Source organism: Allobosea sp. 2KB_26 (assembly GCF_052115715.1).
In the GTDB taxonomy this organism is placed as follows: domain Bacteria; phylum Pseudomonadota; class Alphaproteobacteria; order Rhizobiales; family Beijerinckiaceae; genus Allobosea.
The window spans coordinates 102,599-117,200 of record NZ_JBFRHE010000005.1; the positions used below are offsets into that span (position 1 = coordinate 102,599).

Genomic DNA, 14,602 nt, shown 5'->3' on the forward strand with positions numbered 1-14,602 from the left:
AGAGACCGATGAAGCCACTGACAGCCGGCGTGACGAGGGCCAATCAGGGCATCGATGCCATCTCGTGGAATATTCTCGGCCAGACCTATGTCCCGAAGACGCTGAGCGAGGATAGTTTCTCCTGGCATGCGACCTTCCCGCCCGGGACCTTCGTGCCGCCGCATGTCCACCCGACGCAGGATGAGTTCATCTATCTGCTCGAAGGCCGGCTTGATCTCGTTCTCGACGGAGAAGAAGCGCACGCTTTGCCTGGCGACCTGATCCGCCTGCCGCGCAACGTTCCACACGGCATCTTCAACAAGAGCGACAGCCCGGCCAAGTGCCTGTTCTGGGTCGCTCCGACCGGCCGGCTCTACGATCTGTTCTGGGCGATCCATTCGATGCCGGAGCAGAACCCTGCAGAGGTCGTCGCACTCGCCGCCAAATACGAGATCGACTTCCTGCCGCCGCCTCCAGACGGGGCCTGACAAACCCCGCGGCAGGGGAGAAACCGGCCCTGGCGGAACCCAAACCCGTGCATCCCGCGTTCATCTGCCGGCGCTAGTCTGCCGAGCAATGATGGAGGATGAAACATGAGGAAGGCGACGCTTTCCCTTGGCCTGCTCGCCGCGTTCGCGGCGGGCAGCGCGACAGCGATGCCGCTCCCGGCACTTGGCGAAACGGGCCTGCCGGTCACGCAGGTCCAGATGCGCTGCAATGAATTTCGCTGCATCAATCCGCGCAACGGCATCTACACCGAAAGCACCTGCGACTACCGCGGCTGCTATCCCAGCAGCCGCCCGCGGGGACGGCTTGGCCCTTACGGCGAAGACTATCGCTTCGGGCGCCGTCGGGTTGACGATGATGACGACTATCCGCGCTACCGGGGATATCGCCGCTATCGCGAAGACGACGATGACGACGACTGATTCTGGTGCGGACGCCCTGCCCTCCGCGATCGGGCACGCGCGCTGACCCGACATGCAGCACGCTGAGAGGGCGACGAACGCCGAACCGTGCCCGGAGGAGCTGCCAAATGGCCGTTAAGGTTAATGCAAGGTTAAGGCTGCACGACTCGCGTTAAAGTGGCAATTACTCCTCTTACGTAGCGGCAGGCAAAATGTTTGCAGCAGCGGCTTGGAGGGGGCGGCATCATGATGACCGAACGCCGTGAAGTTCCACGGCAGCGTACCCTGCTGGGCGCGCGCATCGTTTTCAACAACCGCCAATCCACGCTCGACTGCGTGGTGCGCAATTTTTCCGACTCTGGCGCCATGGTGCTCATCTCCGATGCCATCGCCTTGCCGGCAGCATTCGAGCTTGAGATCGAGCATAAGCGACGCGTCTACGGCGCACGCTTTCGGTGGCGCGATGGCGAGCGGGTCGGGATCGCCCTGGACCGGCAGCCTGCCTCAACCGCCGAAATCGTGCCTCTCGACCACACCCGGCGCTTGAAGCAATGCGAGCAGAGCAACGCGCAGCTGAAGGCGCGCATTCAGCAACTGACCGAAGCCGGCTGATCGCCCCCTCAGCGTCGGGTCAGTTGCTCCGGCGCAAAGCCGGCCTTGCCGGCATAGGATTTCACGATCGCCTCCCGTCTTGCGTAGCTCATGACCCGTTCGACATCGTCGAAGCCATTCGGCGCGAGCGCCTCGACGGCATCGATCACACGTTCGGGGCCACCAACCCGGTTCAGGGCCACGATCTGCGCGGTTGCCGGCAGGCGCACCCCCTCATAGGCCGCCAGCGCCTGGCGCGGATGCTCGCTGCGAACCAGGGCATCGGCGAGAGCCCGCGCATCGAGGATCGCCTGCGAGGCTCCGTTCGAGCCGACCGGGTACATCGGATGAGCGGCATCGCCGAGCAGCGTAACGCGGCCATGGGTCCAGCGCGGCAGCGGATCGCGGTCGCACATCGGGTAATCCCAGAATCCGGGCGAGGCCTGGATCAGCGCAAGAATATCGACGCCGGGAATCGAGAAGCGGCGGGCATAGGGCAGCACATCCTCAAGTCTGCCCGGTTTCGACCAGGCCTCCTTCGGAGGTGGCTTCGCCGGATCCCCGGTCCGGATATTGACGACCCAGTTGGTCAGGCGGGTACCGGGCTTGCTGCCCGCGGCGATCGGATACAGCACCAGTTTTCCGGACATGCCGCCGGCGATGATCATGCTCTCGCCGTCGAGGAAGGCCGGCCAGTCACAGGCCCCGCGCCACATCTGCACGCCGTTCCAGCGCGGTGCTCCCTGGTTCGGGAAATAATGTCCGCGCACGCTCGAATGGATGCCATCGGCCGCGATCAGCACGTCGGCACGCGCAGTCTCGCCGGCCTCGCCGCGCCGCGCATCGGTAAAATGGGCCGTCACGCCGCCCTCATCCTGGACGAAACCCTGCAACCGGCGCCCGGTTCGCAGAGCGCCCTCCCCCAGGCGCTCGCGCACAGCCGCGCAGATCACCGACTGCAAGCGGCCGCGATGGATCGAGAACTGCGGCACCGGTGCTCCCGCATGGAGGCCGCGCGGCTCACGCCAGACGGTCTGGCCAAAGCGGTTCATGTAAATCAGTTCCCGCGTTCGGATCGCGACGGCATCAAGCGCCGGCAGCAGGCCGAGTTCAGCCAGTTCGCCGATCGCATGCGGCAAGGTGTTGATGCCGACGCCGACCTCGCGGATATCGCTCGACTGCTCGTAGACGGTGGCGGCCATGCCGCGCGCGTGCAGCATCAATGCGAGCGTCAGGCCGCCGATTCCGCCTCCGACGATGACAACCTTCATGCGTCCCCCCGCATCAGCACTTATTATTTTAAGCTTGAAATAACAGGGTAAGATTTGTCAATGACCCCTGTCCTGGTGGCGTCCCTCCAATTTTTTTGCATCCTTGAGGCGGGAACGAAGCGAAATGCTGTGCGTATCTAGCCCCAATGCCGTGTTTTTGGACGTCAACCGTGCCAAGTGGCAGTTTCGCACAGGGCGGACATGCAGTCGTCGCGCGATTCGCGGCGGCAGCAGGAGTTAGCGTCCTCCCCAGCGACGACTAACCAACACCGTTCTTCAGGAGAGTTTCATGACCAAGAACGAACTGATCGCCGCCATTGCCGACGAAACCGGCAAGACCAAGACTGACGTGTCCGCCATCCTCGGCTCACTCGCAGCCGTTGTCGCCAAGACGCTGAAGTCCGGCGACGATGTTACGCTCGGCGGCGTCGGCAAGCTGTCGGCGGCCAAGCGCGAAGCCCGCGAGGCCCGCAACCCGTCGACCGGCGCCATGATCAAGGTTCCCGCCAAGACCGTCGTCAAATTCAAGGTCACCAAGGACCTTGCCGACGCGGTGGCGTAAGCCGATCATATTTTAAAGCAGCACCTGGCCTTCGGGCCGGTGCTGCTTGACCCCGCCGCGGCCTTCCGCACAGTGGGGCGATGTTCCTCCGCCTGTTCACCGATCTGCGCGCCGCCAAGGTTCCCGTCACGCTGCGGGAGTACCTGGCCTTGCTCGAAGGCGTGGAAGCCGATCTCGCCGAGCACCGCGTCGACGAATTCTATTATCTCGCTCGCACCTGCCTGGTGAAGGACGAGCGCCATCTCGACAAATTCGATCAGGTCTTCGCCCAAGTATTCAAGGGCATGGAGACCCTGCAACAGGCGATCGAACAGGCCGGCATTCCCGAGGAATGGCTGCGCAAACTCGCCGAGAAATTCCTGACCGACGAGGAAAAGCGCGAAATCGCGGCGATGGGCTGGGACAAGCTCTGGGAAACGCTGAAGCAGCGGCTCGCGGAGCAGCAGGGTCGGCATCAGGGCGGTTCGAAATGGATCGGCACCGCCGGGACCTCGCCCTATGGCGCCTACGGCTATAATCCCGAGGGCGTCCGCATCGGCCAGGACGGCAATCGCAACTTCCGGGCGGTCAAGGTCTGGGACAAGCGCGAGTTCAAGGATTTCGATGACACGCGCGAACTCGGCGTGCGCAATCTGCGCGTCGCATTGAGGCGGCTGCGCCGCTTTGCCCGCACGGGAGCGGCCGAGGAACTCGACCTCGACAACACCATCTCGGAAACAGCCAAGCACGGCTATCTCGACGTGCAGTTACGGCCCGAGCGCCGCAACGCGGTCAAGGTGTTGCTCTTCCTCGATGTGGGCGGCTCGATGGACTGGCATGTCGAACTGGCCGAGGAGCTGTTCTCCGCGGCGCGGGCCGAGTTCAAGCATTTCGAGCACTTTTACTTCCATAACTGCCCCTACGAACGGGTCTGGCGTGAGAACAGGCGCCGGCACGATCAGGTCATACCGACATGGGACATCCTGCGGACCTATTCGGCCGACTATCGCATCGTCTTCGTCGGCGACGCCTCGATGAGTCCCTATGAGGTTGCAATGCCCGGCGGCTCTGTCGAGCACTGGAACGAGGAAGCGGGCGAGGTCTGGATGCAGCGCCTGACCAATCATTTCCCGAAATCGGTCTGGCTCAACCCGGTCCAGCAGCATCTCTGGAGCTATACCCAGTCGATCCGGCAGATCGGCGGGTTGATGGGCGGACGGATGTTTCCGCTGACGCTGGACGGGCTCGACGGCGCCATGAAGGTCCTGGCCCGCTGACAAATCCGCGGTGAGCCGCTATGGCTGCGGCCATGCAAGATGACGATGATGTGCTCCCGCCGTCCTGGCGCCAGCGTCCCAAGCCGGTCGGCTTCGAAATCACGTACCGGCTGAAGGGCGATACGCTCGAGATCGACAGCACGCGCAAGGTCGATCAGGTCAGGCTCTCGGCGGTCGAGCAAGTGCGCTTCGTCTATGCGCCGAGCAATATCTCCTCGAAGGGCTTCAAGACGCAGCTCAGGCTGAGCGACGGCAAGAGCATCACCTTCGGCAACCTGTCCTGGCGCTCGCTCACCGATATGGAGCGCGATGATGCCGGCTATCGTGCCTTTGTCGAAGCGCTGTCGGCCGCGATCGTCAGGGCCAATCCGCGCGTCCGTTTTCTCTCCGGCAAGCCGAACTGGAACTGGCTGCTGCTGACCGTGGTCAGCGGCCTGTCCCTGCTCATGTTGATCATGTTCACGCTGCGCGCCTTCCTGCAGGGCTCGAGCTCGGCCGGATGGCTGGGTATCCTGCTTGCCCTCGCCTCGCTCTGGCAGGTCGGGCCGATGGTCAGACTCAACCGCCCCCGCACGCTGCAGGCAGGCGAAGTGCCGGACGACCTGGTGCCGCGCGCCTCGGCAGGCTGACAGGCCGCATTCCAGCAGATTCAGCCGCTGCGCACGACCAGCACCGAGCACTTCGCACGGCGTACGATGGCCGATGCATTGGAGCCGATGACATAGGCGAGCATGCCGGGCTCGTGCGAGCCGATCACGATCAGATCGGCGCCGCTGGCATCAGCTTCCGCCAGCACCTCTCCATGGATCGAACCGACCAGCACCTTTGCGGAAACACGATCCGGCGGCAACGGAATGCCGGCCGCGATATCGGCGAGCTTAGCCTCCGCCTCGCTCTGTTGTTCGGTGTCGAAGTCGGCCGGCACGAACTCCATGTAGGTGATCGGCACGAGCGACCGGACATAGACCAGTCTTATGGTACCGCCGGAGGCCTCGGCGAAGGACACCGCCGCATTGATGGCGAGCGCCGCGAAGTCGACCTCGGCAAGATCAACGGGAACCAGAATCGATCTGTACATCGCATCCCCCCGATTTTCGGCATCGTCAGCTTCCGCGGTTGCCACCCCATGATACCACATCCAGGCACGCGCAGCGTTCTGCATGGTCACAATGACAGGGCGGAATTGACGCAGGCCGAGCCTCGCCTAAGAGTATCGCCGCACGGAACCAGCCTTGTGAAGTCCGTGGCGACGCCAATGGCCGTTCCTCCTGTCCGGTAATCCAATGACCGACGCCCAGCCCGCCTCACGCCCCCCACACGGGCTGCTGCATTCGCCTGCCGCCTTCCTGATGGTGCTGGCCTTCGTCAACTGGCTCGGCTTTGCAAGCTGGAGCGCGCTGCTCAACAATTTCGCCAAGGAAGCCGCCGGCTTCACCGGGCAGGATATCGGCATCCTGCAGTCGGTCCGGGAGATTCCAGGCTTTCTCGCCTTCACCGCCATCATCCTGTTCTGGTTCATGCGCGAGCAGATACTCGCCTATCTCAGCCTGCTCACGCTCGGTTTCGGGGTTGCGATCACCGGCTTCTATCCCAGCCTCGGTGGGCTCCTGATCACCACCACGATCATGTCGCTCGGCTTCCACTACTACGAGACCGCGCAGCAATCCCTGCAGTTGCAGCTGCTGCCAAAGGCGGAGGCTCCAGCCCTCCTCGGCAAGATCGCCGGCGCAGCAGCCGCCGCACAGCTGCTTGCCTTTGGCTCGATCGCGCTGATCTGGCGGCTGTTCCAGCCGGGCTACACGATCGTCTTTGTGGTGGCGGGGCTGCTCACCATCAGCTTGACCGCCGCAGCCTGGCTGTTGTTTCCACGCTTCCAGGGTTCGGTGCCACAAAACAAGGGCTTCGTCCTGCGCAAGCGCTACTGGCTCTATTATGCCCTGACCTTCATGTCGGGCGCGCGCCGGCAGATCTTCATGGCCTTTGGCGGTTTCCTGCTGGTCGAGCGTTTTGGCTACGATGTCGCAGCGACGGCGACGCTTCTGCTTGCGACCTACGGCATCAACACCTTCGTGGGGCCGATGCTCGGCCATCTCGTCGGGCGTGTAGGTGAACGCGCGACAATCCAGCTCGAGAACATCTCGCTGATCGCCGTCTTCGTCGGCTATGCGCTGGCAAGCCACGGGCATTTCGCCGGCTGGGGCGTCTTCGTCGCCGGCGCGCTCTTCATCGTAGACGGGGTCTTCTTCACGCTCGTCCTGGCGCAAAGAACCTATTTCCAGAAGATTGCGGACCCGGCCGATATCGCGCCGACCTCGGCAGTGGCCTTCACGATCAACCACATCGCCGCGGTGTTCCTGCCCGTGACCTTCGGACTGCTCTGGATCCGCGACCCTGCGATCGTCTTCTACATCGGAGCCGCGGTCGCCACCGTCTCGCTGACGCTGGCTTTCCTGGTCCCGCGCCATCCCATGCCCGGGCGCGAGACGATGCTTGAATCGCCAGTGCCGGCTGCGGCCGAATAGGCCCGCCCCGGCCTGTCGGCTCAGCCCTGGCGGGCCGGCGTGCGCACCACGAGACCGTCGAGTTCGTCGCGAACCCTGATCTGGCACGAGAGCCGCGACGTCGGGCGCACGTCGAACGCGAAGTCGAGCATATCCTCTTCCATGGACTCGGCATGGCCGGTCTTCTCGGCCCAGGCGTCGTCGACATAGACGTGGCAGGTCGCGCAGGCGCAGGCACCGCCACATTCGGCTTCGATGCCGGGAATCCCGTTGCGCACGGCCGTTTCCATGACCGTCGAGCCGGTCTCGGCCTCAACGGTACGGCTTTCTCCCTGGGCATCGATGAAAGTGATCTTCGGCATCATAAACTCCGGCGGGGCCAACGCCGGCACCGCTTAGAGCATTTCCAGGCATTGTGGAAAGAGCGTTGACCGCCTGACCGCCCCTCAGGCGGCGCAATCGATCGTGGAAATCGCAGCGCGAGCCTCGGCCGCGGCAAGCGCCAGGGCGTCCATCGCGTTGTCCCTGCGCGTCGGATCATCGCTGGCCAGTTGACGTTCCATTGCATCTGCGGCTTCGGCAACCGACCAGGCCCCGATCGCGCTGGCCGCTCCCTTCAGGGTATGCGCCGCGTCCATCCTGGCCTTGATATCGCTGCCGGAGTGGATGGTCCGCAAATGGCTGACGCATTGCTGCGCGAAGAGCGTGAGCAGTTCGCGCTCGAGGTCGTGATCGCCGCCGCTCTGGCGGGCGAGGTGAGCAAGATCAATGGCTTTTTGGGGCATTGGAGCACTCGGAAACACGCATTTTATACGAGCCGACTTGGCGGCTCCCATGCTCAAACAAGCGCCAACATGGTGAACGAGGCGTTAACGACGTTTGTGAATCGGGGCCTCAAATGGGTTCCAATCGCATAGAGCCTCCACTACCCTTCCAACTGGTAAATGATGGGCGCATTGTCCCTCCTGATGTCGGTCGCCAGAGGCGGCGCCCGGCAGCGTGAGGGTCGCGGCGATGTCGACCCATCGAAGTAGCGTTGCGAGGCGGCAATCATGACCCGACAAAACAAGCTCCAGGACCCGACAGAAGCGGCGATGTCCGCGATCGAGGAGGCCCTGCGGCTCGACCAGTCGAAGCCCCTCGGCGAGGAGCCCCGCCCATCCGAACCGAAGCTGCCTTCGGCCGTTGAAGGCGATCTCAAGCTCGACCTGCCTCGCGTCGAGCCCGCGCCCAGGCCGCAGGAACCCGCCCCCGCACCACAGGCAGCGGCCCCGCGCCCGGCGATCGCGCCCGATACCAGCCGCGTCGCCAATGACGACCGCCGCGATTCCAGTTCCCTCGTCCAGGCCTTCTCGGTCCGCCCTTCGCGCCGCCCCTCCTGGTTCGCAGCCTTTGCCTCGCTGCTCTGGCTCGCCGGCGTCGCCTTCGTGCTCGTCGGCCGCTTCGGCTCGTTCAGCGGCGGCGTGCCGCAAGGTCTGGCCGGTTTCGGCCCCGGCGAATGGGCCATGCTCGCATTGGCGATCGGCACCCCCATCGTCTTCTTCTTCGTGCTCGCAGCACTGTACCGCCGCACCCAGGAGATGCGCCTCGTCTCGCGTGCGATGACGGAAGTCGCGCTGCGCCTGGCCGAGCCGGAAGTGGTCGGCGCCGATTCCGTTCTCTCGCTGAGCCAGACCATCCGTCGCGAGGTCGCCGCCATGGGCGACGGCATCGAGCGCGCCGTCGCACGCGCCGGCGAACTGGAAACGATCGTGCGCGGCGAGATCGCCACGCTTGAGCGCGCCTATGCGGATAACGAAATTCGTCTGCGCGCGCTGATCGACGAGCTCGTCACCCAGCGGGAATCCGTCGTGGGCAATGCCGAGCGCGTGAAATTCGCGATCAGCGGCGCGCACGAGTCCCTCTCCAAGGATCTGGAAAGCGCCAGCCGCAGCATTGCCGAAGCCGTTTCTCAGGCCGGCGATCGCGTCACCGGCTCGCTCGGCGAGAAGGGCGACCAGATCACGATCGCGCTCGGCCGCGCCGGCGAGCGCATGATCGACGAGATCAGCGGCCGCGGCCACGAACTGGTCGAACGCCTGCAGATCACCTCGGGCGAGGTCAGCGAGCGGCTGTCCGGTGCCAGCGACAACCTGTCGACGATGCTTGACGGTCGCGCGCAGGAAATTGCCTCCTCGCTGGAGCGTACCGGCCAGGTTCTGACCGAGGGCCTGACCTCGGGCGCACGCGACGTCACCAAGGCGATCAGCGAGACCGGCTCGCAGGTCGTCGAGACGCTGACGGCGCGAGTCGAGACCGTGAACGAGACCCTGAGGCAGACGGGCGAAGGCCTGGCCCAGGAGATCTCCGAGCGGGGCACCACCGTCGCCGAGCGCTTCGAGCAGAGCGGCCGCACGCTGGTCGGCCTGATCGAGGGCCAGAGCGAGACCCTGACCCAGCGCCTCGCGGAGACCGGAGAGACCCTGCGCAGCGCGCTCTCGGGTGAAGGCGAAAGCGTCACCACGCGCCTCGCCGAGGTCGGCCGCGGCGTCCACAGCCTGCTCAGCCGGCAGCATGAGAGCATGGCCTCGCGCCTGCTCGAAGTCGGCAACAACGTTCACGGGCTGATCGATAGCCAGGGTGAGACCCTGGTCAGCCGTCTCACCGAGACGGCCCGCACCGTCGAGGACGTGCTGCGCGAACGCGGCGACGCGATCGTGCTGCGCTTCGACGAGGCGAGCAAATCGCTGGGCGATACGGTCGGCCGCCAGGGCGACGAATTGACGACCCGGATCACCGATGTCGGCACCAGCCTGCATGGGCTCTTCACCGAGCAGGGCGGCAACCTCGTGACCCGCCTCTCCGAGACCGGCGAGATCGTGCATACCTTGCTCGATCAGCAGGCCGAGAAGCTCGCCAGCCGCGTCTCCGGCGCCGGAACGGAAGTCGAATCCCTGCTCGATCGCCACGGCGAGACGCTCGCCGCCCGCCTCGGCCAGACCGGCGAGGACGTGCACAAGCTCCTGAACGAGCAAGGCGACGCGCTCGTCGCTCGCCTTGGCCGCAGCGGCAAGGACGTCCAGAACCTGATCGGACAGGAAGGCGACAACCTGGTCGCACGCCTTGGCCTGGCCGGGCAGGAAGTCCATAGCCTGATCAGCGAGCAGCGCAGCTCTCTCATCACCAGTCTGTCCGAGACCGGCACCAAGGTCAGCGCCCTGCTCGAAGAGCAGACCGGCGGCATGACGGTGAAGGTTTCGCAGGCCGGCCTCGACATGCAGGATCTCCTCAGCGGCCAGAGCCAGGCGCTGGTTACGCGGGTCGCCGATGTCGGCCGTTCCGTCCACAACCTGCTCGCCGAACGCGGTGGCGCGCTGATCACTCAACTTGCCGAGACCGGCGAGAACCTCCACCTCAAGCTCGGCGAACAAGGCGATGCGCTTGCGACCCGCGTGACGGAAAGCGTCGAGAGCGCCCGCTCCGCCCTCGAGCAGCAGCAGGCGGGCTTCATCACCCGCCTCGGCGAAACCAGCCTGGAAGTCGGCGCCCTGCTCGGCGAGCAGCGCGAGACGATGATCCGCGATCTCGTCAGCACCGGCCGCGACGTTCACACCCTGCTCGGCGAGCAGAGCGAGGACCTGGCACGGCGCATGACCGACGCCACCCGCAGCCTCACCGAGACCATCAATGTCGATGGCCGCCATGTCGCCGAACGCGTCAGCGAAGCGACGCAAGGGTTGCGCGACACCTTCACCGTGCACGCGGAGGACGCGCGCACGCTTCTCGCCGACACCGGCAGGGAAATCGTACTGGCGCTGACCCAGCAGGGCGGGCGCGTCAACGAGGCTCTGGCCGCCAATGCCGAGTCGATGCTGCGCTCGGTCGAGAACCGTGCCCAGGCGCTGAACGAGACGCTGGCAAGCCGCCACGACGCGCTGAACCAGCTCTTCGATGCGCAGGGTCGCCAGATCGACGGCACCCTGGCTGCACGCCTCGCTGCTTTCTCCGAGCTGTTCGAAACGCAGGGCCGGGGTATCGAGGCGACGCTCAACGAGCGACTTGTCTCCCTGTCCCAGCTCTTCGACTCGCAGGGGCGCGTCATCGAGCACGGCCTCAACGAGCGCCTCGCCGCGCTCACGCATCTGTTCGACTCGCAGGGCCGCGGCATCGAGAGCAACCTCAGCGAGCGCCTCGTCGCCTTCACCCAGCTGTTTGAAACGCAGGGTCGTGGCATCGAGACCAGCCTCAACGAACGCCTCGCCGCCTTCACCCAGCTGTTCGACACACAGGGCCGTGGCATCGAGACGGGGCTCAACGAACGCCTCGCCGCCTTCACCCATCTGTTCGACACGCAAGGTCACGGCATCGCGAATGGCCTCGACGAACGCCTCGAAGCGTTCAACCAGCTGTTCGACAGCAAGGGTCACGGTATCGCCAGCGGCCTCGACGAACGCCTCGAAGCGTTCAACCAGCTGTTCGACAGCAAGGGCCACGGTATCGCCAGCGGCCTCGACCAGCGCCTCGCCGCATTCAACCAGTTGTTCGATAGCAGGGGCCACGGCATCGCGAGTGGCCTCGACCAGCGCCTCGCCGCCTTCAACCAGCTGTTCGAGACCAAGGGGCACGGCATCGCCAGCGGCCTCGATGAACGCCTCGCGGCCTTCACCCAGCTGTTCGACAGCCATGGTCACGGCGTCGCGAGCAGCCTCGACGAACGCCTCGCGGCCTTCACCCTGCTGTTCGACACGCAGGGCCACGGCATCGCAAGCGGCCTCGACGAACGCCTCGCGGCCTTCACCCAGCTGTTCGACACGCATGGCCACGGCATCGCAAGCGGCCTCGACGAGCGTCTCGCCGCCTTCACGCAGTTGTTCAACACGCAGGGCCGCGACATCGAGAGCGGCCTTGGCGAACGCCTTGCCGATTTCACGCGCCTGTTCGATACGCAGGGCCGCGAAGTGGAGGCCGCGCTCGGCATCCGCCTCGACGCGTTCGAAGACATCGTGGTCCGTCAGGGCGGAGCACTTGCGGCCAAGCTCAGCACCGACACGCGCGAATTCACCGATTCCGTGGCGGCGCGCCTGAACGAGGCCGAGCGTTTGCTGACCAATGACGGCCAGGCCCTGGCCGACCGCATCGGCACCCGTGCGGCAGAGGCTGCCGATATCCTCGCCGCCCGGACGCAGGAAGCGGCGACGGCCATGGAAGAGCAGATCAAGGTGTTTGAGGAGCGCTCCGGCGCCAAGAGCGCCGAGATCGCCACCTCCCTCGACGGGCTCATCGCTCGCATCGACGGCAATCTCGGCTCGCGGGCAACCGCGCTCAACGAGGCGCTGGTCGAACGCACGGTCGACATCGCCCGCGTGCTTGCCGAGGGCGGCCGGGAGGTCACCCGAGCCCTGGCGGCGAAGGCCGACGAGATCGGAGACGTCGTCACCTCGAAAAGCGAGTCGCTCACGCGCACGCTCAGCGAGAAGGCCGACACCATCAACGCCACCCTCGGCGGGCGGGCGCTGCAGATCGCCGATACGCTCGACCAGAGCGTTGCGCGCTTCGAGGAGCGCGTGGTCAACCGTCTCGACTCCGTCTCCGGGACGCTCGACACACGCGGCCAGCAGATCGCCGACACGCTGCATAACAAGTCCGAGGAAATCTCGGTCTCGCTCGGCGCCCGCGCCGACGAACTGCGCGCCCTGTTCGATGATAAGGGCGGCGGGATGGTTGCAGCGCTCGGCCAGCGCGGCGAGGCCATCGCCAACGAGGTCGCGTCGGTCGGCGAAACCGTGGTCAGCGCCATCGAGAGCCGCGGCTCGTCGATCCTCGCCGGCCTGCGCGAACGCGGTACGGAGATCACGGCTGCGCTGGACACATCGTCGGCAGGGCTGCGCGACACGCTCGAGGCCGGAACACGCCAGTCGGTTGAAGCCTTGGTCAACACCAACGAGCAGCTTCGCGGCGAGCTCGGCGGCATGCTTGGCCGCCTGGGCGAAGCCAACAAGCTGATGCAGCAGATCGTCAACGGGGCGAACAAGAACCTCGGCGCGATCGAGGCCGGTCTGTCGGAACGCGTCAGCGACCTGCAGGCAGTGCTCGCCACCGTCATGGACGAGACCAAGGGGGCGACCGAACAGGTCGCGGCCCAGGTCGAGGAGCTCAAGGCTTTCTCGGAAGGCACCTTGCGCCAGACCACTGCGCTTGTCGGCCAGCTCGACGGCCAGGGCACCTCGCTCTCCGAGGTTACCCAGGCAAGCACGGCCGCGCTGCACGCTGTCGCCTCGCGGCTCGAGCAGGTCGAGGCGCGTGTCGGCAAGGCTCTCTCCGATCGCAAGGACACGCTCGAGGAAGTGCACAGCCTGATCTCGGGCAAGACTGACGACATCGAAACGATCACGCGTTCCTTCGCGGCCTTGATCGACGAGTCGCTGAGCAGCGCCGAAGCGCGTGCCCGCCAGATCGGCGGCGTGCTGACAGACTCGGCCGAAGCCACGACCGGCGCGATCATGCAGCAGTTCGAGATGATCCGTGCCACCACGGGCAAGGAGCGTGAACGCACTGCGCACGCGCTGCGCTCGGCCTATGAGCAGGTCAGCGGAGAACTCGGCAACGAGCTGTCCAAGGTCACGGAACGCTTCCAGGGTGCCGCTGAGGACATGCGCAAGATCTCCAGCGAGATCCAGCGCGAGCTCGAGGCGACACGCTCCGAACTGAAGCGTGGCGTCCTCGACCTGCCGAAGGAGACGCAGGAATCGACGGCAGAGATGCGCCGTGTGGTTGCCGAGCAGATCAAGGCGCTCAACGAGCTGACCGAAATCGCGACACGCGCCGGCCGCAACACCGGCCCTGCCGAAGCCCCGGCTCGCCGTCCGGCTGCGGTGATGCCCGCAGCGCCGGCCTATTCCGCGTCCGTCACGCAGGCGCGCGTGACGACCCTGGCCGAACCGTTGCGGCCCTCGATCGACGCGACCGCCGAGGTTGCCAAGCCGGAGCCACGCGCCGATGCGAAGGCAGCCCCGGCTCGCCCGACGCCCGCACCGGATGCTGCGCGCCGTCCGGCCACACCGGAACACCCCCCGGCCAAATCCGGCTGGCTGTCCGATCTGCTGAACCGCGCCTCGCGTGAGGACCGGCAGGCGGAGCCGAGCAAGCCGACCGCACACTCGATCGAAAAGCTCGATTCGCTCTCCGTCGATATCGCCCGGATGATCGACCACGATGCGGCCGTCGAGCTCTGGGATCGCTACAAGCGCGGCGAGCGCAACGTCTTCACGCGCCGGCTCTACACCCTGCAGGGTCAGCAGACCTTCGACGAGATCCGGCGGAAGTACCGTCGCGACGCGGAGTTCAAGGAGACCGTCGACCGTTACATCGACGAGTTCGAGCGCCTGCTCGGCGAGGCCGCCAAGGACGACCGTGACTCGATGGTGGCGAAGACCTACCTCACCTCCGAGACCGGCAAGGTCTACACCATGCTGGCCCATGCGAGCGGGCGCTTCGAGTAAGCGGCCCTCCACTACCCCGGAATGCAAAACGGCCGCCCCATCGGGCGGCCGTTTTC

The 14,602-nt window shown here is 65.5% G+C and carries 11 protein-coding genes and 1 pseudogene; 8 read left to right on the plus strand and 4 right to left on the minus strand.

The annotated features are described in order from the left end of the window. The first annotated feature begins 8 nt into the window (after positions 1-8). From AB4099_RS16315 to AB4099_RS16325, 3 genes are all read left to right on the plus strand, one after another. A complete protein-coding gene (locus AB4099_RS16315) occupies positions 9-467 on the plus strand; it encodes a cupin domain-containing protein (protein WP_069877310.1) in 459 nt (152 codons plus the stop codon). Between the two features lie 105 nt (positions 468-572). Next, positions 573-908 carry a hypothetical protein gene (locus AB4099_RS16320; protein ID WP_441478818.1) on the plus strand — a complete coding sequence of 112 codons (336 nt, stop codon included), beginning with the start codon at positions 573-575 and terminating at the stop codon, positions 906-908. Positions 909-1,133: 225 nt separating this feature from the next. Then, positions 1,134-1,499 (plus strand): PilZ domain-containing protein, encoded by a 366-nt coding sequence (locus AB4099_RS16325; RefSeq protein ID WP_113515584.1) that lies wholly within the window; start codon positions 1,134-1,136, stop codon positions 1,497-1,499. Between the two features lie 8 nt (positions 1,500-1,507). Here AB4099_RS16325 and AB4099_RS16330 read toward each other — a convergent pair whose 3' ends face one another. After that, positions 1,508-2,749, minus strand: coding sequence for a flavin-dependent oxidoreductase (locus tag AB4099_RS16330; protein WP_441478819.1), 1,242 nt, complete (start codon positions 2,747-2,749; stop codon positions 1,508-1,510). Between the two features lie 271 nt (positions 2,750-3,020). Between AB4099_RS16330 and AB4099_RS16335 the strand changes: the two are divergent. The 3 genes and pseudogenes from AB4099_RS16335 to AB4099_RS16345 all read left to right on the plus strand — a co-directional run. Then, positions 3,021-3,311, plus strand: a pseudogene (locus AB4099_RS16335) (HU family DNA-binding protein); the annotation flags it as partial. Positions 3,312-3,391: 80 nt separating this feature from the next. Further along, positions 3,392-4,567 carry a vWA domain-containing protein gene (locus tag AB4099_RS16340; RefSeq protein ID WP_441478820.1) on the plus strand — a complete coding sequence of 392 codons (1,176 nt, stop codon included), beginning with the start codon at positions 3,392-3,394 and terminating at the stop codon, positions 4,565-4,567. 32 nt (positions 4,568-4,599) lie between these two features. Beyond that, positions 4,600-5,196 carry a hypothetical protein gene (locus AB4099_RS16345; RefSeq protein ID WP_441478821.1) on the plus strand — a complete coding sequence of 199 codons (597 nt, stop codon included), beginning with the start codon at positions 4,600-4,602 and terminating at the stop codon, positions 5,194-5,196. 20 nt (positions 5,197-5,216) lie between these two features. Here the strand turns inward: AB4099_RS16345 and AB4099_RS16350 are convergent, their stop codons facing one another. Then, positions 5,217-5,645, minus strand: a complete 429-nt coding sequence (locus tag AB4099_RS16350) for a universal stress protein (protein WP_069877316.1) — start codon at positions 5,643-5,645, stop codon at positions 5,217-5,219. A gap of 205 nt (positions 5,646-5,850) precedes the next feature. Between AB4099_RS16350 and AB4099_RS16355 the strand changes: the two genes are divergently transcribed. After that, entirely contained in the window at positions 5,851-7,089 is a 1,239-nt protein-coding gene (locus tag AB4099_RS16355; protein WP_113515580.1) for an MFS transporter, read from the plus strand. 20 nt (positions 7,090-7,109) lie between these two features. On the opposite strand, the gene AB4099_RS16360 is transcribed toward AB4099_RS16355, so the two are convergent. Together AB4099_RS16360 and AB4099_RS16365 are read right to left on the minus strand one after the other, a co-directional pair. Beyond that, the gene (locus AB4099_RS16360; RefSeq protein WP_069882120.1) at positions 7,110-7,430 is read right to left on the minus strand and encodes a 2Fe-2S iron-sulfur cluster-binding protein; all 321 of its coding nucleotides are present in this window, start codon (positions 7,428-7,430) and stop codon (positions 7,110-7,112) included. Between the two features lie 84 nt (positions 7,431-7,514). After that, on the minus strand, positions 7,515-7,904 hold the full coding sequence (locus AB4099_RS16365; protein WP_113515579.1) for an Hpt domain-containing protein: 390 nt from the start codon (positions 7,902-7,904) through the stop codon (positions 7,515-7,517). Between the two features lie 216 nt (positions 7,905-8,120). On the opposite strand from AB4099_RS16365, the gene AB4099_RS16370 reads away from it, so the two are divergent. Beyond that, complete coding sequence (locus AB4099_RS16370) at positions 8,121-14,546, plus strand: apolipoprotein A-IV repeat region-like domain-containing protein (RefSeq protein WP_441478822.1); 6,426 nt, start codon at positions 8,121-8,123, stop codon at positions 14,544-14,546. The last annotated feature ends 56 nt before the right edge of the window (positions 14,547-14,602 follow it).

What these genes read in the sequence shown, in the direction of transcription:
- AB4099_RS16315 (WP_069877310.1), top strand. Translation starts at nt 9, where the DNA reads ATGAAGCCACTGACAGCCGGCGTGACGAGGGCCAATCAGGGCATCGAT.
- AB4099_RS16320 (WP_441478818.1), top strand. Translation starts at nt 573, where the DNA reads ATGAGGAAGGCGACGCTTTCCCTTGGCCTGCTCGCCGCGTTCGCGGCG.
- AB4099_RS16325 (WP_113515584.1), top strand. Translation starts at nt 1,134, where the DNA reads ATGATGACCGAACGCCGTGAAGTTCCACGGCAGCGTACCCTGCTGGGC.
- AB4099_RS16330 (WP_441478819.1), bottom strand. Translation starts at nt 2,749, where the DNA reads ATGAAGGTTGTCATCGTCGGAGGCGGAATCGGCGGCCTGACGCTCGCA.
- AB4099_RS16340 (WP_441478820.1), top strand. Translation starts at nt 3,392, where the DNA reads ATGTTCCTCCGCCTGTTCACCGATCTGCGCGCCGCCAAGGTTCCCGTC.
- AB4099_RS16345 (WP_441478821.1), top strand. Translation starts at nt 4,600, where the DNA reads ATGCAAGATGACGATGATGTGCTCCCGCCGTCCTGGCGCCAGCGTCCC.
- AB4099_RS16350 (WP_069877316.1), bottom strand. Translation starts at nt 5,645, where the DNA reads ATGTACAGATCGATTCTGGTTCCCGTTGATCTTGCCGAGGTCGACTTC.
- AB4099_RS16355 (WP_113515580.1), top strand. Translation starts at nt 5,851, where the DNA reads ATGACCGACGCCCAGCCCGCCTCACGCCCCCCACACGGGCTGCTGCAT.
- AB4099_RS16360 (WP_069882120.1), bottom strand. Translation starts at nt 7,430, where the DNA reads ATGCCGAAGATCACTTTCATCGATGCCCAGGGAGAAAGCCGTACCGTT.
- AB4099_RS16365 (WP_113515579.1), bottom strand. Translation starts at nt 7,904, where the DNA reads ATGGGAGCCGCCAAGTCGGCTCGTATAAAATGCGTGTTTCCGAGTGCT.
- AB4099_RS16370 (WP_441478822.1), top strand. Translation starts at nt 8,121, where the DNA reads ATGACCCGACAAAACAAGCTCCAGGACCCGACAGAAGCGGCGATGTCC.